This is a genomic window from Vibrio sp. QJM3NY_21, assembly GCF_057785975.1.
The window spans coordinates 782,943-802,998 of sequence record NZ_CM173514.1 but is presented as its reverse complement, the minus strand read 5'-3'; the positions used below and the strand labels follow the sequence as shown (position 1 = coordinate 802,998).

The window sequence follows — 20,056 nt, the reverse complement described above, 5'->3', positions numbered from 1 at the left end:
GGATTTATGTATAAAACCCTCGATAAATGTAAATAGATAGTGAATTACTTTGTTTTTATTTGTTTAATTTACACAATTATCAGTGATTGTGATCACATCTATAATTTCAAACTCATTTTTTGTTTTTCGATTTGAACAACCGACTGCTAATCTCCTGCTCACTTTGAAAAGGTATCAAAGTTATAAATAATAAGGAGTGTTCTAAATGAATACCAAGAAACCTATGTCTCTAACTGGTCGAGTTATCCTCGGTATGGTCGTGGGCATATTAACGGGATTTGCCATTCAATCCCTTTTTGCAGACAGCGGATTTGTTAACAACTACATCGTTAACGGACTCTTTGAAGTAGGCGGACAGATTTTTGTCGCCAGTTTAAAAATGCTTGTTGTGCCTCTAGTCTTCGTTTCACTAGTGTGCGGTACAAGCTCTCTTAAAGATTTATCAACTCTTGGCCGTATGGGGGGCAAAACGCTTGCACTTTATATCGGTACTACAGCCGTTGCTATCACTCTAGCACTTACTATCGGTAACCTGTTCCAACCTGGAGCTGGTGCGGATCTTACTGCTGCGAGCTCTTTCAAATCAGCTGATGCCCCTTCTTTGGGCCAAGTAATCATCGACATGTTCCCAACCAACCCTATTCAGGCGATGGCTGAGGGCAAAACGCTGCAAGTTATCGTATTTGCAGTGTTGTTTGGTATTGCAATCAGTGCAGCGGGTAAACCTGGCGAGCGTATCGCCGCGGTTTTCTCTGACTTAAACGAAGTGATCATGAAGCTTGTCGCTCTTCTGATGAACCTTGCGCCTTACGGTGTGTTCTTCTTGATGGCGAAGCTGTTCTCTGGTCTTGGTTTAAGCGCAATTTGGAACCTAGCAGAATACTTCTTAGTGCTTGCAGGTACCCTACTTCTGCACGGTTTGGTTACCTACAGCGCGATGCTTAAAGGATTCACAGGCCTAAGCCCGATTACGTTCTTACGTAAGATGGAAGATGCAATCATGTTTGCGTTTTCAACTGCCTCTTCGAACGCAACGATTCCAGTGACAATGGAAACGGCTAAAAACCGCATGGGCGTAGACAACAAAGTCGCTTCATTCACAGTACCACTAGGTGCAACAGTGAACATGGATGGCACAGCTATCATGCAAGGTGTTGCAACTGCGTTTATCGCACAAGCTTATAACATCGACCTGACTATGGGTGATTACCTAATGGTTATCCTAACAGCGACATTGGCGTCTGTTGGTACTGCAGGTGTTCCTGGTGTTGGTCTTGTTATGCTAGCGATGGTATTGAACCAAGTTGGTCTACCGCTTGAAGGTATTGCTCTAATCATGGGTGTTGACCGCCTTCTTGATATGATTCGTACCGCAGTAAACATCACAGGTGATAGTGCCGTAACTATCATCGTTGCTAAGTCTGAAGGTTCTCTTGATGAGTCTCGCTTCAACGACCCGGCAGCTGGTGAGAAAGAAGAAGAAGTTAAGCTAGCACGCCAACAGGCATAATCTAGCTTCTCTATCGCTCTTATCTCCAAGCTAAGGCGTAATTAATGGCTATGCCTTAGCTGATAATGAAAAGCGTATAAACAAAAACGCCACTGCATCTGCAGTGGCATTTTTTATTGGGTATCGCTTAAGTCAGTACAACTGAGTTGAGATAATTAGCTATTTAACGTACTTCGCATTAGGGAAAGTTACTCACTGATTGGGAACATCAAATTTACTCTCAGTCCCCCACCTTCTCTGTTCTCAGCGGTCACATGCCCATTCATCACACCCATCGCTTCTTTAACAATCGCAAGACCTAACCCGTAGCCACCAGACTGTTTATCGCGCGCTGACTCTATGCGAGTAAACGGGTCGAATATCCCTGCAATCTTGTTATCAGGAATGCCATCACCGTCATCTTCTACAGATATGACACTGTAACGTTTATCGGTTAACAATTCGTAAGTCATCACGACAACATGAGCATTCTCACCGGCGTATTTAATTGCGTTACCGACCAAATTACCAATCACTCTGAGAAGCAACCTCTCATCAACATGAACCATTGATGTCGGCGTCTCTAAATCGCCAACTAAGGTTTGATTCGGCTTCAAGTCGTTTTGCATCTGCGCGATGAGCATCGAACAGTAATGCTCAAGATGCATCAAGCTCGACTTAGAATCATAACGAGACGTTTCTAAGCGGCTGAATTCAAGGATTTCCCCCACCAGCTTGTTCATCTCTTCGGTTTCACTTTCCATTCGCTCAAGTAAGCCAATGCTCTTATCATCGACCTTGCTGCGTAAAAGATGTAAGGCGAGGTTTTGCCTTGCCAATGGCGTTCGTAGCTCATGGGACACATCACGAATCAAACGGCGCTGCTTTTCAGCCAGTGACTTAATCTCACGAGTCATATGATCAAAATCATGGGCAAGTTCGTTAAATTCTCGCGTGGTTGAATCAAGCTCAGACACAACACTCACCGAGAAATCCCCTTGCGCTAATCTTCGACTCGCCTCCCTTAAACGATCCAAAGGTTGCTGCAGGCTTTTTGCCATAATAATGGAGAACAGCGACAGTACGACCAATGCAATCAAGGCTTTCAGCATGTAGGAATATGGAGCAAAGGATTTAGCCGGATGAAACTGGTGCGGTAGTTGAATGACTAACGTGTTGCCATTATTCAGTGGCAAACCGAAGATAGGCTTACTGACACGATCGCTCAACTGATGATCCAAGGTTCGCAAGTACTTCAATTTGAATTCAAAGTGCGGGTGCATATGTCGATGAGTAATGGGGCGATTATTCTCATCGATAACAAACAGATAGTAGCCTTGAGCATTACCCCAGTCGGCTAACTCATCCATATCCCCTTCCTCAATCAACACATTGGCTTGATAAGCAAGGTCGAGCATTTCAGACTTTACCGATTCAGGTACCTTCAATAAGGCTTTCATCAGCGCTCTTTCCGCCACACCTTGAAGGATCAAGATGCTTACTAGGATCACCGTCAGGTAGCTGAATAATTGAAACGTTAAGCCATCCTTACGCTTGGCAATAAAATCAGGGCAACGCAGCAATTTTTGGCTCATACCCCTACCGACTCTAGATAGCTATAACCTTTACCACGAACTGTTTTGATGTGTTGTTTAGATAAGCCAGCCTGCACCAATTTTCGACGTATATTACTGATATGCATATCTAAATTACGATCGAAAGGACAAAGCTCTTTCTTAAGTACATGGATTTGAAGGTCAGATTTCGATACGACGATACCGTCATTTTTGACCAAGTAATCAAGCAGATCTTTTTCAGTGCCGGTTAGTGGTAAACGAGAAAGTTGTTCGCACAAACCATGGTTAGATGAAGCTAAAGACTGTCTTTGACGCTCAAAACCAACTCGGCGCAAGATCACCTTGATACGAGTCAATAGTTCTGGAACGTTAAAAGGTTTGGCGATGTATTGATCAGCCCCCGCTTGATATCCGTCGAGCATCGAGGCATCGTCGTTAAGAGCGGTTAGCATAAGAATGGGGGTAGCAAAGCGCTGACAAATTCGTCTAGCAACTTGAATACCGCTTAGGTTAGGTAGCATTACATCAAGTAATACTAAATCAACAGGGTGAGACTGAATGAACTCAAGCGCAGACTCGCCACAATGAACGGTATCAACGTGATACCCTTCATTTTCTAAGACTTCGCCCAACAATTCACATAACTGAATATCATCATCAACAACTAAAACGCGCGACATCATACAAACCGATAAATAATAATAGTTTGCATTTTAATTATCGTTATTATTGATTTCAATTATAAAATGCGAGATTTACCCTATAGTAAGAAATCTTTTTCAATCGGTACAAATTTTGAGGCAGAATCGATAAGATTTTGAGCAGTTAACCCCGGTACACCATACACTTCAACTGGCTTACCAAATCGTTCTTTGATTCGCTCAACAAGGATTTCGAAATCACCGTCACCAGAGACTAAAACAATGGTATCAACTGTCTCAGCAAGTTCTATCGCATCTAACGCGATACCGACATCCCAATCCCCTTTTGCGCTTCCATCTCGACGCTGAATAAACGGTTTTAACTTCACATTAAAGCCGACACCACGAAGGATGTGATGGAATTGACGCTGTTTAGGATCTTGACTAGAGATCGCGTAAGCATTGGCTTCAACCACGTTACGCCCTTCCGTGGCAACATACCAAAACTGGTTATAGTCGAAGTTAGAACGGTATTTGTCACGCGTTGTATAGTAAACGTTCTGAACGTCGACCAAAATTGCTATGTTTTCCATAAATTCATACCTTTAGATTTTCCGTATACCCTATTCTATTCAACTCTAAAATGCGAGCCGCTTTCTTTAATAAAAATGAACTCATTAGCTATGCTTAACGTAGCTATCACTAGCTTGACGTCATTGTTATTGGCTTAACTCAGAACTTGTTTGAGTTTATCAAGGAAGGTGGAACATGCAGTACCGACAAATAATCAGATCATGTCTTCGCAGCGACACCAACGGCTCAGTGTTGCCACGTTGCTGTGCAGCGTTAGCCAAAGCATTATCCAAATCAGTAAAAACTCTAGTAACAAGCGCGGTTATGTTTATGATTCTGTCAGTTAACTCGCTACACGCTTACCCAGCCTACTCCCATTCCAAATTACTCCCTCATCGTAGCGTGATCTATTTCGCCCCAACGGAAGACTCTGTCGTTAAAGCGTTTCTCAATGAAGTACTGATAAACAACTGTCAATTGGACGAACGTGATGTGGTCGTGATGGTCATAGCAGAAAGTGGCTATACCGTACCGACATGGCTTGATGAAGAGTTTAATCTAGAGGCAGTAACGAGCATCTATGAGATACAAAAAGGGTCGCATACCGCTGTTTTAATAGGTAAAGACGGACAAGAGAAGCACAGATGGAGCGGAAAAACCGATTGGAACCTGATCACTAACCTGATTGATGAGATGCCGATGCGTAAACAAGAAATGCAGCGACAAGGCAGCCGCTGCAGTATTTGATTCTTAGTCAGCTAAGCCTTTGGTTAACCATCAACCAAACTAACGAGCTAACAAGCTAAGCTTGATCATCAATCACTTAAGCATGCTTGTTAAACCAAGCCAGTTTTTCATGGAGCTGAGCAACACTTCCAACAACGATAAGTGCTGGGCTTTTTGCGACACTCGCAAGGTTGGCTAAGTCACTCAAACCACCACGGAACACTTTCTGTTCTTGGCGCGTACCATTTTCAATAATTGCAACGGGCATGTCTGCTCGCATACCATTATCAAGCAAGTTTTTCTGAATGTTCGGGCTCTCTTTCAGACCCATGTAGAACACAATCGTGTGGTTGTGCTGAGCAAGCGAACGCCAATCAATATCTTCACCGTCTTTCTTCAGATGGCCAGTAATGAATTGAACGCTTTGTGCGTGATCTCTATGTGTAAGCGGAATCCCCGCGTAAGCCGTCGCGCCTGCCGCTGCAGTGATGCCGGGTACCACTTCAAACTTCACACCATTTTCAGCGAGAGTTTCACACTCTTCGCCACCACGACCAAAGATAAACGAGTCACCGCCTTTAAGACGAACAACATGCTTATTTTCTTGCGCTTTAGTTACTAGCAGTTGGTTGATCTGATCTTGTGGTACACAGTGATGGTCGAGCTTTTTCCCCACATACAGCATCTCTGCATCGGCGTTAGCCATTGCCAAAATATCTTTAGATACTAAGCGGTCATAAACGACCACATCAGCCTGTTGAATAACACGTGCCGCTTTTAGGGTAAGTAAGTCTGGGTCACCAGGGCCCGCGCCTACTAATGAAACCAGTCCTTTGGTTACTTCTTTAACATTCGATGACGATACTTCTGACATGCTGTGCTCCGAAGGTTTGCTTGTTTTGTCTCAAGCTTTAATCTATGTGATAAGTCACTGTATTCATGATGACTTATCCAAATCCTTAACCCTTAGACTATCAGGTGTTGAATTAAATATTCAGTCTAAATACTAACGAAGATAGAAGTAATTATAACAAAACAGTCTATTGCAGCTATTTGATACCAATCGTAGTAAATAACTGTTCATCCTAGCTGGTTAAAACGCTCGATAACTTCGTTAGAATTTTTGATTGTAGAATAACTACTTATCGAAAAATTCCGCCTTGTTCTCAAGCCTTTTTCCTGCGCTATTTCTGATCACTTACTTACTGTGATTGGTATTACTCAATAAAAATCAACGCATTGATGATGTTTAAGGCGTTCGAACTAAAAAAGCCCCAAACATGTTGTTGGGGCTCTTAATCTCATACTAAATTACGTTTCACCGTATTCAGAATTACTTAGCACCTAGAGAAGGAGCTGTTCTTGCGTGTGTTAGGAACAAAGGAACACATGTTAAGAACAAACCACCAACGATGTTACCAAGGATTGTAGGGATAAGGTTGAAGTTCAACCATGTCGCGATACCGAAATCAGCGCCTAGAATCATACCCAGTGGGAATAGGAACATGTTTACTACTGTATGCTCAAATACTAGTGCGAAGAAGATGAAAATTGGGAACCACATCATTGCTACACGACCAGACACAGTACGTGCTGTCATGTTACCAATCACGCCTAGACATACCATTAGGTTACAGAAGATACCGCGTACGAAACACGTGATCCATCCGTCCATACCCATGTTTTCAAAACCTAGGCTACGAGCTGTAGAAACCGCAATGAACTTTTGTGCTACTGCGTTTGGATCTAAAGAGAAGTTACCCGTTAATGAGATAGCAACCAATACCGCAACGATTAGAGAACCGATGAGGTTACCAAGGCCAACAATACCCCAACAACGTAGAACACGACCCCAAGTCACACCTGGGCGGTTATCGAATTTCGCTAAAGGAGCAAGGCCAAATACACCCGTTACTAGGTCGTAGCCCATAACACTTAGAATAACGAAGCCTACTGGGAACACAAGAGCGCCAACAATACCAATGCCTGTTTGCACGATAGTCGTAATTGCCACAACAACAGCAAGAGAAAGAATGATGCCTGCCATTGTGCTTCGAATAAGAAGATCGCGAGTACTTGTTTTCGTTTTCGCTTCACCCACATCGATCATCGTTTGAACGAATTCAGCTGGTTTAAAATCAGGAGACATAAGGTTGTCCTTAAAAAGTTAAAATTAAAAGTTAAAATTGGATAGGAAAAGGCTCTAGCTGCCGAACTAAGGCAATGTCGGGAACTAGAACCCTTGAACTATCAAATCTTGTTACGTATTTGATTATGCTGAGATTTCAACAGCACCTTTGGTAATACGAGCTTTATACGCTTTCACGCTGAAGTTCTCGTCTTCCATGCACACACCTGTTGCTAGGTTAAAGCGTTGCTTCTTAAGTGGGCTCGCCACCCAAAGCTCACCTTTGTGCTCAACCGTTAAACCACGAGATAAAACGTTTGATTGGAAAAACGGGTCAGTATTACTAATAGCGAACACTTCTTCGGCTTTCGTTGGGCGGAAAATAGCAACTTGCTCACCACCAACCAATGCACAAACACCGGTACCTGGAATAATATCTTCGATCTTACAAACTTTGGTAAATGCCATGATGTCGTCTCCCAATTAAACCAGTTCAACGTGAAGGATGTCGCCCTTCGCTTCTGGGTGTTTTTCTGTGAATGTTGCTGGGCGGTGTTGTTCACGGCCATCGTCAACAAACACAACGTTTTCATCACGGTCATCAGCATTGATGAAGTGTGAGAAGCGCTTAAGTTGAGCTTCGTCGTTGATAGTGTCAGTCCACTCACAAGCGAAGTTACCCACTAGACCAGCCACGTCAGCTTCAAGCTGGTCGTTGATGCCAAGTTTGTTATCAACAATCACTTCACGTAGGTAGTCAACGCCACCTTCTAGGTTGTCCATCCATACCGAAGTACGTTGTAGTGGCGCAGCCGTGCGGATGTAGAACATCATGAAACGGTCGATGTATTTCAACAGTGTTTCTTGGTCTAGGTCGCTTGCCAGTAGGTCTGCGTGACGAGGCTTCATACCACCGTTACCACACACGTACATGTTCCAACCCGCGTCAGTCGCGATAATACCTAAATCTTTACCTTGAGCTTCAGCACACTCACGAGTACAGCCCGACACACCAAACTTCATCTTATGAGGTGTACGGATGCCTTTGTAACGGTTCTCGATCATCACGCCTAGGCCAACTGAATCTTGAACACCGTAACGACACCAAGTTGAGCCAACACATGTCTTAGCCATACGAAGAGCTTTTGCGTAAGCTTGGCCCGTTTCGTAACCTGCAGCGATTAACTTCTTCCAGATTGCTGGTAGGTCATCTTTCTGAGCACCAAACAGACCGATACGTTGTGCACCCGTGATTTTTGTGTACAGGTTGTATTCAGCCGCCACATCCGCAAGAACACTAAGTGCTTGAGGTGTTACTTCACCACCAGCCATACGAGGGATAACCGAGTAAGTGCCGTCTTTTTGAATGTTACCTAGGAAGTTATCGTTGGTATCGTGCAGTTTCACTAGTTCAGGCTTGAGGATGTGTTCACCCCAGCAAGAAGCAAGAATAGAACCCGCTAGAGGTTTACATACTTCACAGCCGTAGCCTTTACCGTATTTCTCTAGTAGCTCATCGAATGTTTTGATTTCTTCGATGCGAATCAGGTGGAAAAGCTCTTGGCGAGAGTAAGCAAAGTGCTCACAAACGTCGTTCTTCACTTCCACACCTGCTTTAGCAAGTTCAGCGTTTAGCACTGAAGTGACAAGAGGGATACAACCACCACAACCTGTACCTGCGCCAGTGACTGCTTTGATATCACCAATGGTGTGATGACCTTCAGCAACCGCTTGAGCGATCTTGCCTTTCGTTACATCGAAACAAGAACAGATAACGGCAGTTTCTGGTAAAGAGTCCGCGCCAAGTGTTGGTTTTTCAGCACCCGCGTGAGCAGGAAGAATCAATGCATCTGGGTGTTCTGGTAGCTCGATTTCATTCAGCATTAACTGTAGAAGATCGCCATAATCAGATGTGTCACCGACCATTACGGCACCAAGCAACTTCTTGTTATCTTCCGAAACGATGATGCGTTTGTAAACTTCAGACTCTTCGTTTTGGTAAACGTAGCTCTTACAACCCGGTGTACGACCGTTTGCGTCACCGATAGAACCTACTTTCACGCCAAGAAGCTTCAGCTTCGCTGACATGTCGGCACCTTCAAATGTGCTTTCGTTACCAACAACGTGGTCAACAGCAACGGTCGCCATTTTGTAACCAGGAGCAACAAGGCCGTAAAACGTTTGGTTCCAAGACGCACACTCACCGATTGCGTAAACATCTTTGTCTGTCGTTTGACAGTGATCGTTAATCTCAATGCCACCACGAGGTGCAATACCTAGGCCCATTTGACGAGCAAGTTTGTCTTGTGGGCGAATACCAGCAGAGAATACGATGAAATCAGTTTCTAGCTCAGTTCCGTCTGCAAAACGCATCACGTTACGAGCTTCAGTGCCTTCAGGAGCAATTTCTAGCGTGTTTTTGCTTGTATGAACGTTTACGCCCATACGTTCGATTTTTTGACGAAGTTGGTTACCGCCCGCTTGGTCAAGTTGCTCAGCCATTAGCTTAGGAGCGAACTCAACAACATGTGTGGTTACGCCAAGTGCTTTAAGTGCACCTGCCGCTTCAAGGCCAAGTAGACCACCACCAACAACAACACCAGATTTTGAGTTCTTAGCGGTTGCTTCAATCGCTTTCAAATCTTCGATTGTGCGGTAAACGAAACAGTCTTTACCTTCGTGACCTTTGATTGGCGGAACGAATGGGAAAGAACCGGTTGCAAGAACAAGCTTGTCGTATTGAATTTCACGACCTGTGCTTGAGTAAACAGTCTTTTTCTCACGGTTAACGTTAATTGCACGTTCGCCGATCAGCATGTTGATGCCGTGTTTCTCGTAGAAGCCTTCTTTAACTAAAGAAAGTTCGTCCGCAGTATGGTGTGAAAAATAAGAAGAAAGGTGTACACGATCATAGGCTACGCGGGGCTCTTCACAGAACACCGTGATATCCATGTTAGCGACATCTGTCTTCTCGACTAAATCTTCGATATAGCGATGGCCTACCATCCCGTTACCGATTACGACTAACTTCATCTTGCTCATAAGAATTCCTGAAGGTTATATATTTCTTAACTACACGAATAATGAATTATGAAAGAAAATGAAAATATGATGTAAATCAATTACGAAATCGAACTACCCAAAAGGGGTAGGACAAAAGAGGTAGATCTGCCTAATTATCAGTCAAAGCAAACGAATAACCGTAGTTTTGGTAGGGTTTAGCGGGATTTTATATACACTTTGGCGCACTAGAAAGAGTGTTGTAAAGTTTCATAATAGGTTAGCAACAACGTAAGTAAATGACAATCATTTTCATTTACTGTTCCATTTTCTACTCTACAAATTGCCAAACCTCTTACTTCATGAAGAAGTATGAGTAATTGTGAAGAGTCATATGATCAATTAATGGTGACAAAGCAAATACCATCTCCTCCACTATTACGCATAACGTGTCTATGACAGACGAAACTATTACCTTCGCTATTTTACTCATCCATACCTCGACACTACTCGCGGCCGCTAACAACTTAAAATGATAGAACGGTTAGGATCACGGGCTTTGTAAGACATTGTATGGATATGTATTACAGCAACTGTAATCACCCAATATCAAGCGACATCTCGGTATATTGGCACTACGTTCAAAATCATAAGATGTGTCCCATGAAAGTGTTATCTTTAACTGCATTCGCTGCCACTGTTCTTCTTGTCGGTTGTAATAGTTCAAGCCAAAGCAAGCCTGTGGCAAGCCAAGAAAATGTCAAACCATCCGTTGTTCACGGGATCACAATAGAAGCAGTCCCTTCTCAGTTCTCTGCGTATTCCAAAGCAGGTTATAACCGACATGTCGCGGTCAATGCCCCCAATGGCAAATCTATCCATATTCTAATTATGGATCGCCTGAGCGATTATCAAATAGTCAAAGCAGTCAATGTTCTCAACCACTATCTAACCCCCGTTGATGGCACTAAATACGGGAGCGCTGACTCAAAACGCGATATTGCAAATGCTATGGCGAACAATGGCGCAATATTGAAGCTAATGAATTACCACGATGAGCCCCAATATAACGACGATTTGGATGGCCAACCCTTGTTCGAAGAGGAAATTCAAGTAGAAGGCGGAGAATGGTACGTTCGACAGGATTATGAAGAGCATCGCGATGCGTCTTACGAGGAAATTCTCCACCTAGTCCATGACTATGGTATTGGTGTTCTTAACTCCCCTCAAAGTGGCGAATCGGCATTACCTTTATTTCAAAAAGAGCTAAATACAATACAGACTCAGGCTTTACATAATGCCTATACACCTCCAGTTGACACTTTGGAAGAGTGGCAAGAAGAAGTCAGTGTTGACCAAGAGTACTTTGCAGCCGTCATTGATAGCTATTACGGGCTTTGGGGGGCGTATAGTGGCGAAGGTATGTGGGGGTTAAACAGAGTTAAAACTCGCGACGACTTTTCTACAAGAGATCCAAACGCGCAATATATTACGGAACAGATTTTCTCTCCAACCCTGGCTTACGACGCATACATTGCTGATACATTCACCGGCACTTTTAAAATGCAATATGACCCAGCAACGCCCTACACTCATCACTCTCAATATCTGACGAAACTAACGCTATCGGGCAAGAATAACGCAAATATTGAGATCAATGGATATGATAATAAGGTAACCGGAAATTTAGGTGTTAATACGGTTGTAGTACATGGTCCTAAAAGTGAATACCAAATCCACAATCTTGGGGGCGGTAAATTTCAGCTCAATGACACCGTTACTTCACGCGATGGCTTGAATACCCTATCAAGCATTGAACAAATGCAGTTCACTGATCAGCGTTGGACTCTTTGATTCACATATACGTGTTTACTGATCAAACAGAGATACGATTCATAGCACTTGCTTCCTTAATTATTCAGAACAAAGACAGAACAAGAAATGTTATCTAAGAACACTTTCCTACAGACGTAAAAAAGCCCGATCATTTCTGATCGGGCTTTCTAAATAATGGAGGCGCCTCCCGGAGTCGAACCGAGGTCCACGGATTTGCAATCCGCTGCATAGCCACTCTGCCAAGGCGCCTTCAATAGTGTTTAAAGAGAACAACTCTTTTGAGTATTACCTAACAAAAGGTAACAATCCAATAGATGGTGCCCCGGGCCGGACTTGAACCGGCACAGCGCGAACGCCGAGGGATTTTAAATCCCTTGTGTCTACCAATTCCACCACCAGGGCACGCAATTCTTTATTGCGATGCCGATTACTGAAAAGTAAAACACCATCTTAATGTCAAAATGAATCAACATTACAAAATTTGGAGCGATACATCGGGTTCGAACCGATGACCTCAACCTTGGCAAGGTTGCGCTCTACCAACTGAGCTAGTATCGCAATTTCATTCTTTTAATTTCTCATTAATTAAATAAGAAAGAGAATGGAGGCGCCTCCCGGAGTCGAACCGAGGTCCACGGATTTGCAATCCGCTGCATAGCCACTCTGCCAAGGCGCCTTTATCAACATAAAAATATATTGAAGTGTTTAAAGAGAACCACTCTTTGTTCAACACTCTACTCAAAGTAGAAGCTAGATAGATGGTGCCCCGGGCCGGACTTGAACCGGCACAGCGCGAACGCCGAGGGATTTTAAATCCCTTGTGTCTACCAATTCCACCACCAGGGCAACGCAATCATGCGATGCTGATTACTGAAGAGTAAAACACCATCTCTCAGCGACCTAAGCCGTGAGAACGAGGTGTACTTTAACGGATAGAAAAAATTCGTCAACAGTAAATTTTATCTTTCAATTCAAGTGATTAATTATCGAACTCAAACGATTGAATTTAGTGCAGCTTGTACGGTTCTTATACGTAGATTTTGAGTTTTAACGGGAACTCATAAGCCGAAATCCAGTTCGAAGATTCACTAAATACTGTTGATTCCATAGAATGAACGAAACACTCCCTCGTTTTCATGTGCTTTTCACATTCAAAGACTAAAGTTTTAAGTAACAACTATTACGAAATGACAACGTGAAGCCACTAAAACGATACCAATATGAACGCTACGCCGTGCTCTGCAACCTCGCCTACCCTAGAGTATTTAAACAAACTCGTTATGGTTTTGATCCTAATGGACAGCGCATCATAAAGAATCAGTTTGGCAAAACCATGATTCGAGTCTTATGGAGCAGCGACAAAGATGAAGTCGTCGTGGTTATCAAGGGGTCACACAGCGTTTTTGACTGGCTACTCACTTTTGCACTATGGACCAGAAGCTGTAAAAGGATTGGGTTGAACTATCGGGTACACGCTGGCTTCTATCATCTTATGTTCCAAGAAAGCCAACCAGGTCGTAACGAAGACAAGCTTGGGCAAACCGTTATCGAACGCTTAGAAGCCACGCTCTTGCCTTTGTTAGAGCAAGGGAAAAGAATTTCTATTACTGGGCACTCTTCTGGTGGCTCTATTGGTTGTGTATTTGCTGACTACCTAGACCAAAAGTATCCAGGCTGTATCAAACGAATTGTGACTTTTGGACAACCTGCAATTGGTGATTGGAGTTTTAAAAAGAACTACCGTTTGAGCAAGAAAACCTACCGTATCTGTTGTGACATCGATATTGTCACCTTCATGCCGCCCGTGCCACTGCTGTATTGGCATGTAGGGAAAGTACTTTGGCTCTATAACGGCAGGATCTATGAAAACACACCGACGTTAATACGCCTTGGACGCTCAATTTTCAGTTGGTTGATCCGACCTTTCTCTTATCACCTAATGAGCAAGTATATTCGTAACAAAGATTTCTTCGATAAGCGCTGAGGCAGTGAATTAAGTTGATGCTGGCTGGATAAAAAAAAGAGCACAAGCTTGTAATGACTTGTGCTCTTTATGGTTTTAACTGAACTTAAAGTTTAAATCTTGATAGTTCCTGTTTGAGATCGTTAGCTAAGTGGCTGAGCTGATCGGCTTGCGAAACTGCATCTGTCGCATCAAGCGCCATCACATCACTAACTTCACGAACAGACTCAGTATTCGCATTGATTTCCGCGGTAACTAAAGATTGTTCTTCAGCGGCAGAAGCAATCTGAGTCGCCATATCACTGATCATCTGAATCGCTTCACGGATTTGAGCTAGGCTCTCTCCGGCCATGTCCACGTCATGTACGCTTGTTTTCGCCATATCATGGCTTTGTGTCATCACTTTCACCGCACCATTGGTCGCTTGTTGTAAGCGTTTGATCTTGTCTTCGATCTCTTCTGTTGAAGCATGAGTACGTTGAGAAAGCACACGAACCTCGTCAGCCACCACAGCAAAACCTCTGCCTTGTTCGCCTGCCCTAGCCGCTTCAATGGCCGCATTGAGCGCGAGTAAGTTAGTTTGCTCCGCTATTTCACGAATCGTCGCTAAGATAGACGCGATTTGTTGACCATGCTCTTCAAGCTCGCTGATGATAGACACAGCGCTTGTTAGCTCAGTAGCAAGTTCATTGATCGATGATTGGCTTTTGGCCATCTGTTGGAAACCTTGCTCGCTCAACTCCACCGAATGAGTCGCACTTTTGGCCGTACTCTCAGCATTCGTGGCGATTTCGGCTGTTGCTGTCGCCATTTCGGTTACAGCCGTTGCTACCATAGTGATCTCATCTTGTTGTCTGCTTACACTATCACTGCGCTTCATCGCACTGGTATTAGCATGCTCGGCACCGCTGTTCATCGCGGTAGAAACTTGAGTGACGTTTTGCATCATTTGATGGAGTCGATCAACGAAGACATTAAATTTATCGGCAAGCTGACCCACCTCATCTTGGCTCGACACTTGTAGTCTTTGGGTGAGATCGCCTTCCCCTTCCGCAATATCAGCTAATGCTTCACTCACTCGACCCAGTTCAACTAATTGACGAGCCACAAACCATGAGGTTGCTACAGCCATAACGATCAATACAATCAAACCTGTGGTAATTTGGCTAATCAACATATCGAACAGGGGCTGCTCTAGTACGTCTTTATCCATTTCAATCACAAGTAACCAGTCAGTGCCTTTAATTGGCTCAGCCATGATGACTCGCTCGGCACCATCCACTTGCGTAAAGATCGTCGTCAAGTTCTGCGCAGCACTGTTTAATCCAGAAACACTTAATTCAGGTGCTATCTCTTTGACTTCCTTAAGGATGAAATCTTTATTCTTATGAGCAACGACCGTGCCTTGCTTATCAATTAGTATCGCTCGTCCATTACCTGGAACCTGAATAGCCAACACATCTTCAATTAGCTTGTCTAACGCAAGATTAGATGCCACAACACCGATGATTGAACCATTTTCGGTCACAGGATCGGTCAGTGTCACCACCAAGGTTTGCATCGTCACACTCACATAAGGCTTTGTTGTCACAGCTCGATTTTCAGCCAATGTTTGTTTATACCAACCTCGGACTCTTGGGTCGTAACCCGCTTTATTCAATGAAGGATCATGGCGAAACATCTCACCTTCTTTGTTACCGTAATAGCTCAATCCAAACCCACCAGATACCAAGGTTTGACGTAAATGAGGAACGATATCTATTGAAGGGTTAAGCTGTACTTGTTGCTTAAGCCCGTGTACTGCTTGCTTCTTATCGTAAAACCAGTCGCTGATGCCTTTTGCATGAGCTTGAAGCGTATTGCGGCTTTCACTTTCGATTGCTTGCCAGCTGTTTGTTTGAAACGTCTTATAACCCATGAAAAGAAGAATGGCAGATGTAACAGCAATCGCCAAAACTACAGAGAAAACCATTTTCCTCTTTAGACTAAATTGCATATTTAAGAACCTCTTATAGAACAATTAAAGAAATATAAAAGAGGGACACTATCACTCATACACATGTTTTAATTTGGGTTATCCCATAAAACAATGAAACAAATTGAGCATTATGGTTAATTGTGACTTTGGTTTATTTACCTGTCTATCAACAAAGGTTCAACTTAGGATCTCATCAAAATAGAGTGGGTCTATGAAAGGTAAAGGGGAGAAATGAAGAGGCAAGGATGGAGAAACAAGAAACAAAGAAGCCAGAAACGAAAAAACCAGCCACAAGGACTGGTTTCTTCTAAATGATGGAGGCGCCTCCCGGAGTCGAACCGAGGTCCACGGATTTGCAATCCGCTGCATAGCCACTCTGCCAAGGCGCCTTCAATAGTGTTTAAAGAGAACAACTCTTTTGAGCATTACCTAACAAAAGGTAACAATCAAATAGATGGTGCCCCGGGCCGGACTTGAACCGGCACAGCGCGAACGCCGAGGGATTTTAAATCCCTTGTGTCTACCAATTCCACCACCAGGGCACGCAATTCTTTATTGCGATGCCGATTACTGAAAAGTAAAACACCATCTTAATGTTAAAATGAATCAACATTACAAAATTTGGAGCGATACATCGGGTTCGAACCGATGACCTCAACCTTGGCAAGGTTGCGCTCTACCAACTGAGCTAGTATCGCAATTTCATTCTTCTAATTTCTCATTAATTAAATAAGAAAGAGAATGGAGGCGCCTCCCGGAGTCGAACCGAGGTCCACGGATTTGCAATCCGCTGCATAGCCACTCTGCCAAGGCGCCATTTTTCAACACGTTAGAACCGACTAAACGTTAGCCCCGCTGTGTTCGGGTGCCTACTTTACGGATTGAGTGAAGATAGTCAAACAAAAATGTGAATTTAAATTCTGTTTGCTGACATTTAAATCAAATTGCTGCATGTTCGATCTTTTCATTCAAAAAGCATACAGCGAAGTCGATTCATTTAAGGTGTTTTCGCACTACCACTTTTTCATGAAGCGGCCAACGAGACTTGGATGATACGACCAACAGTGATCAAACATGGTCATAAGTTGAGGGTTGCCATACTTAGAAAGACTAACTGCATGGAAACGGTTTTTGTGTGTTTTAAGTTTCTCGACTTGAGCAATCATTTCATCAGACTGCTTTGGAGCGATAAAGTCAGAAAGCACGATCAAATCAGCATTCTTGTACTTGTCGCCCATCATCAAATCAATCGACTTCATTAGCACTGGCTCAAGATCTGTCCCGCCGTGGAATGAGTAACTTAGGAAGTCACTGGCTTCACGTAGGCCGTCTTGTCGCGTCAATTCATAAGTAATGTGTTCTGAAGAGAACAAAATCACATAACAGTCACGTTCTTCAGCTAAGGCGATTTGCATCAAAGCGTAAGCCATCGCTTTTGCCGACTGTTCTGGGAAACCACTCATTGAACCCGAAGCATCAACACAAACAATAAATGGACCTTTTTCAATGTCGACAGATTTGCTGTCTGGCTTTTGAGCTTTCACTTTACGTAGCGTTCGAGATTTACCTTGCGAACGATAGCTAAGTAAACGCTTGTCTGCCAAATGTTTGTAGAAGATAACCTCAAGTTCTGGATACGCTAAGAACATGGTCTCGTTCGGCAGCATCTTGTTGAGGTCATCACTTTCATGAATCCCAACAATATCATCGACTGCTTCATCGCTTTTCTCTTCAACCATCTGCAGTTCTTCTACAGGGGCTTTGTGCAGAGAAGGATCGTCTTCTAAGCCAGCCATACGACCAAGCTTCTCAGCGATCTCTTGAAGGCCTTTATGCTTGTTCAGAAACTCCGCATGACGCTTCATTACCGTTAAGTCAGTTTTGCTCAACTTAGCCGAAGCCATGTCCCACAAGCGCCCTACACTGCCTTCATCACCCGACTCCGTCACTTTATCCATGTTTTTCATGGTTTCCATGCGTTGATAAAGGTCAGCTAAGACTTTTTCTTTGCTGGTTTCAAGTTCGGTTACTTGAGCTTGCTTAATCGCGTCTGAAAGCGATTGATACCACTGGTCGCAAAAGTAGTGTGGAAACATTGCGTTATAAACGCCTTTGTTGTTTTCCATTAAACGTCTTGCTTGAAGGTAGAACGCTGAGTGCCACTCCAATTTTTTGATGACACTGTCAATCTCATCAAAAAACTGGGGTTCATCCCAGTAGATAACCTCTTGGTACAATGCAATTTCTTCTTGGAAACGATCAGTTTCACACACCTTAGTGACACGTTTCTTCACTTTACCGCGCCACTTAACCAAATGGTTTTTAACCGACGTTTTCACGCCCTTGTTCTCAGCAGCCATCATGACTTGAGAACGAGCGATGAGATCATTCATCGCTGTATCAATGATTCCTGAGTCAGCTACCATCAAAGCGAGGTTTAAGCCGTCTGCTCCTAACATATGCTCTCCCCCTTACTCGAAGTACTGACTCATGAACTTAATGCGCTGTGCGATCTTACTGCTCTTCACTTTCGTGGTTTCAAGATCTTGCGTTACAGCTTGCAAGCTTGCTTCCATTGCCTTCGGTAAATCAGGATCAATATAGTTGTGAGGCAACGCATCATGGAATTCAGTTCGAACTCTCTTTAACTTAAATTCAGCCTCAGTTAACTGTTCTAAGGCTTTCTCAGCGCCACTCAACCACTTGTTATACAATTCTTGGTCTAAACCGTCGGTAGTAACCACACTCACCAATACAGAGCGATTGGCAATATCTTTAATCACTAATTGGTTCGATGCATCCAAGTCGAGTTTTAAACGGCATAGGTTTTTATTTTCATTTACGTAACCGTAAATATCGCCGTGGCCTTCTTTAAGCGCACGGTCAAAATCATCCTTGGCTACATATACCCAACGGCTATCGCCTTTCTCAGATTCAGAAACCGACATGTTGCTTTGCAGCATAACCAGTTTAACTAGGTTGTAAGCGCTGCCGACGCTGTACATTTTCGCGTTCTTGATATCATTTTGGTAAACATCTTTACGCAGTAAGCCGCTGGTTGATTCCATAGAGAGCGACACCGATAACGTTGATTCAACATCATCTTGAATTTCTTCAAGCTCTTCACGTGACATTTCGATTTGAGATTTCGACTCCTGCTGATCAAACGCTCGGTTCAATGCAAAATCTTTTACCACACTACGAACTACGTCTCGCGATTCTGGACTATGCCATAAACAATCTTGCAGTAGCATAATATCCAGCGGGTTTACGCTATCACGACCACTGAAGAATGCGCTTGCCTTCAACAGCTTGACCGCTTTCTTCCAGCGTCTGTCCGATACATATAGATCAGTTTCAGTAGCCGAACTTTGCTTTTTGACAGTCTCTTCAAGCATGGTTTTCAGTTCAAATAGCTTGTTAAACGAGTTATCCGTCAATTCCAAGTTATCGAGCTCTTTCTGCCATTGATGGTATTCAATATCAGTAATCGCCAAACCTTTTGGAATCACAGCTTCCTGAGAAGTACCCGTCGTCAGCATCGATTTGAAGTTTTGTTTGTTTTGAATACGGTTTACAAACACACGAACGAGCATCCGGTCGTAAAGAGCTTCTAAGCCGCTGTCTTCATCTGGAAGTTCGTTAGATGCAGACACTAATAAACGCATCGGCACGCGCTCGATGTCTGCGCCATTTTTGAACGTCTTTTCGTTAACGACCGTGAGCAAAGTATTTAGGATTGCAGGACCTGCTTTCCAGATCTCATCAAGAAATACAACTTGTGCGGTTGGTAGGTAACCCTCGGTCAGTCTTACGTAACGACCGTTGTCTTTTAATTCTTGGATACTTAGCGGGCCAAACACTTCCTCTGGTGTAGAGAAACGTGTCATCAAATATTCGAAGTAGCTACTGTTGTCAAAAGCTTGGATGAGGCGTTTAGCGATAAGACTTTTTGCAATACCCGGAGGGCCTAATAGGAACACACTTTCACCGGCAAGAGCCGCCAGTAAACAAAGCTTAATGGTGTCTTCTCTTTCGTAAACGCCATCTGAGAGAGCATGCGCTAATTTGTTGATTCTTTCAGAGAGTAGCGCCTTGTCAGCATGTGAGGAAATAGAAGGGTTCATGCGTTACTCCGAAAATCT

Annotated in this window: 14 protein-coding genes and 9 tRNA genes; 4 read left to right on the top strand and 19 right to left on the bottom strand. The window is 43.6% G+C overall.

Annotated elements, in window-relative coordinates:
- Positions 1 to 205 precede the first annotated feature (205 nt).
- Positions 206 to 1,510 carry a dicarboxylate/amino acid:cation symporter gene (locus tag AC3CID_RS19270; RefSeq protein ID WP_009845411.1) on the top strand — a complete coding sequence of 435 codons (1,305 nt, stop codon included), beginning with the start codon at positions 206 to 208 and terminating at the stop codon, positions 1,508 to 1,510.
- A 188-nt stretch (positions 1,511 to 1,698) separates the two neighbouring features.
- Here the strand turns inward: AC3CID_RS19270 and AC3CID_RS19265 are convergent, their stop codons facing one another.
- The 3 genes from AC3CID_RS19265 to AC3CID_RS19255 form a co-directional block, all read right to left on the bottom strand.
- Positions 1,699 to 3,084, bottom strand: a complete 1,386-nt coding sequence (locus AC3CID_RS19265) for a histidine kinase sensor domain-containing protein (RefSeq protein WP_488527940.1) — start codon at positions 3,082 to 3,084, stop codon at positions 1,699 to 1,701.
- Positions 3,081 to 3,746, bottom strand: coding sequence for a response regulator transcription factor (locus AC3CID_RS19260; RefSeq protein ID WP_017104767.1), 666 nt, complete (start codon positions 3,744 to 3,746; stop codon positions 3,081 to 3,083). The genes AC3CID_RS19265 and AC3CID_RS19260 overlap by 4 nt, the downstream gene beginning before the upstream one ends.
- An 80-nt stretch (positions 3,747 to 3,826) precedes the next feature.
- On the bottom strand, positions 3,827 to 4,300 hold the full coding sequence (locus tag AC3CID_RS19255; RefSeq protein ID WP_009845414.1) for a LabA-like NYN domain-containing protein: 474 nt from the start codon (positions 4,298 to 4,300) through the stop codon (positions 3,827 to 3,829).
- Between the two features lie 175 nt (positions 4,301 to 4,475).
- Here AC3CID_RS19255 and AC3CID_RS19250 point away from each other — a divergent pair, with 175 nt between their 5' ends.
- Positions 4,476 to 5,027, top strand: coding sequence for a DUF4174 domain-containing protein (locus AC3CID_RS19250; RefSeq protein WP_065105814.1), 552 nt, complete (start codon positions 4,476 to 4,478; stop codon positions 5,025 to 5,027).
- A 76-nt stretch (positions 5,028 to 5,103) separates the two neighbouring features.
- Here the strand turns inward: AC3CID_RS19250 and cobA are convergent, their stop codons facing one another.
- From cobA to nirB, 4 genes are all read right to left on the bottom strand, one after another.
- The gene (gene cobA / locus AC3CID_RS19245; protein ID WP_488527939.1) at positions 5,104 to 5,880 is read right to left on the bottom strand and encodes a uroporphyrinogen-III C-methyltransferase; all 777 of its coding nucleotides are present in this window, start codon (positions 5,878 to 5,880) and stop codon (positions 5,104 to 5,106) included.
- Positions 5,881 to 6,339: 459 nt separating this feature from the next.
- The gene (locus AC3CID_RS19240; protein WP_017109568.1) at positions 6,340 to 7,155 is read right to left on the bottom strand and encodes a formate/nitrite transporter family protein; all 816 of its coding nucleotides are present in this window, start codon (positions 7,153 to 7,155) and stop codon (positions 6,340 to 6,342) included.
- A gap of 123 nt (positions 7,156 to 7,278) precedes the next feature.
- The gene (nirD, locus tag AC3CID_RS19235; protein ID WP_004731122.1) at positions 7,279 to 7,602 is read right to left on the bottom strand and encodes a nitrite reductase small subunit NirD; all 324 of its coding nucleotides are present in this window, start codon (positions 7,600 to 7,602) and stop codon (positions 7,279 to 7,281) included.
- Positions 7,603 to 7,617: 15 nt separating this feature from the next.
- Positions 7,618 to 10,176, bottom strand: a complete 2,559-nt coding sequence (gene nirB, locus AC3CID_RS19230) for a nitrite reductase large subunit NirB (protein WP_076670776.1) — start codon at positions 10,174 to 10,176, stop codon at positions 7,618 to 7,620.
- 621 nt (positions 10,177 to 10,797) lie between these two features.
- On the opposite strand from nirB, the gene AC3CID_RS19225 reads away from it, so the two are divergent.
- Entirely contained in the window at positions 10,798 to 11,988 is a 1,191-nt protein-coding gene (locus AC3CID_RS19225; RefSeq protein WP_488527938.1) for a hypothetical protein, read from the top strand.
- 157 nt (positions 11,989 to 12,145) lie between these two features.
- On the opposite strand, the gene AC3CID_RS19220 is transcribed toward AC3CID_RS19225, so the two are convergent.
- The 5 genes from AC3CID_RS19220 to AC3CID_RS19200 form a co-directional block, all read right to left on the bottom strand.
- Positions 12,146 to 12,219: transfer RNA gene (locus AC3CID_RS19220), tRNA-Cys, on the bottom strand.
- Between the two features lie 66 nt (positions 12,220 to 12,285).
- Positions 12,286 to 12,372 (bottom strand) — tRNA-Leu (locus AC3CID_RS19215).
- Between the two features lie 80 nt (positions 12,373 to 12,452).
- Positions 12,453 to 12,528 (bottom strand) — tRNA-Gly (locus AC3CID_RS19210).
- Positions 12,529 to 12,572: 44 nt separating this feature from the next.
- Positions 12,573 to 12,646 (bottom strand) — tRNA-Cys (locus tag AC3CID_RS19205).
- An 83-nt stretch (positions 12,647 to 12,729) separates the two neighbouring features.
- Positions 12,730 to 12,816: transfer RNA gene (locus AC3CID_RS19200), tRNA-Leu, on the bottom strand.
- A 349-nt stretch (positions 12,817 to 13,165) separates the two neighbouring features.
- Here AC3CID_RS19200 and AC3CID_RS19195 point away from each other — a divergent pair.
- Complete coding sequence (locus tag AC3CID_RS19195) at positions 13,166 to 13,954, top strand: lipase family protein (protein WP_488527937.1); 789 nt, start codon at positions 13,166 to 13,168, stop codon at positions 13,952 to 13,954.
- An 85-nt stretch (positions 13,955 to 14,039) separates the two neighbouring features.
- Here AC3CID_RS19195 and AC3CID_RS19190 read toward each other — a convergent pair whose 3' ends face one another.
- From AC3CID_RS19190 to AC3CID_RS19160, 7 genes are all read right to left on the bottom strand, one after another.
- On the bottom strand, positions 14,040 to 15,929 hold the full coding sequence (locus tag AC3CID_RS19190) for a methyl-accepting chemotaxis protein (protein ID WP_442806017.1): 1,890 nt from the start codon (positions 15,927 to 15,929) through the stop codon (positions 14,040 to 14,042).
- 297 nt (positions 15,930 to 16,226) lie between these two features.
- Positions 16,227 to 16,300 (bottom strand) — tRNA-Cys (locus AC3CID_RS19185).
- A gap of 66 nt (positions 16,301 to 16,366) precedes the next feature.
- Positions 16,367 to 16,453: transfer RNA gene (locus AC3CID_RS19180), tRNA-Leu, on the bottom strand.
- 80 nt (positions 16,454 to 16,533) lie between these two features.
- A tRNA-Gly gene (locus AC3CID_RS19175) sits at positions 16,534 to 16,609 on the bottom strand.
- Between the two features lie 44 nt (positions 16,610 to 16,653).
- Positions 16,654 to 16,727, bottom strand: a tRNA-Cys gene (locus AC3CID_RS19170).
- Positions 16,728 to 16,924: 197 nt separating this feature from the next.
- Positions 16,925 to 18,370, bottom strand: a complete 1,446-nt coding sequence (viaA, locus tag AC3CID_RS19165) for an ATPase RavA stimulator ViaA (protein ID WP_065105819.1) — start codon at positions 18,368 to 18,370, stop codon at positions 16,925 to 16,927.
- A gap of 12 nt (positions 18,371 to 18,382) precedes the next feature.
- Positions 18,383 to 20,038 (bottom strand): ATPase RavA domain-containing protein, encoded by a 1,656-nt coding sequence (locus AC3CID_RS19160; protein WP_171308899.1) that lies wholly within the window; start codon positions 20,036 to 20,038, stop codon positions 18,383 to 18,385.
- Positions 20,039 to 20,056: the final 18 nt, after the last annotated feature.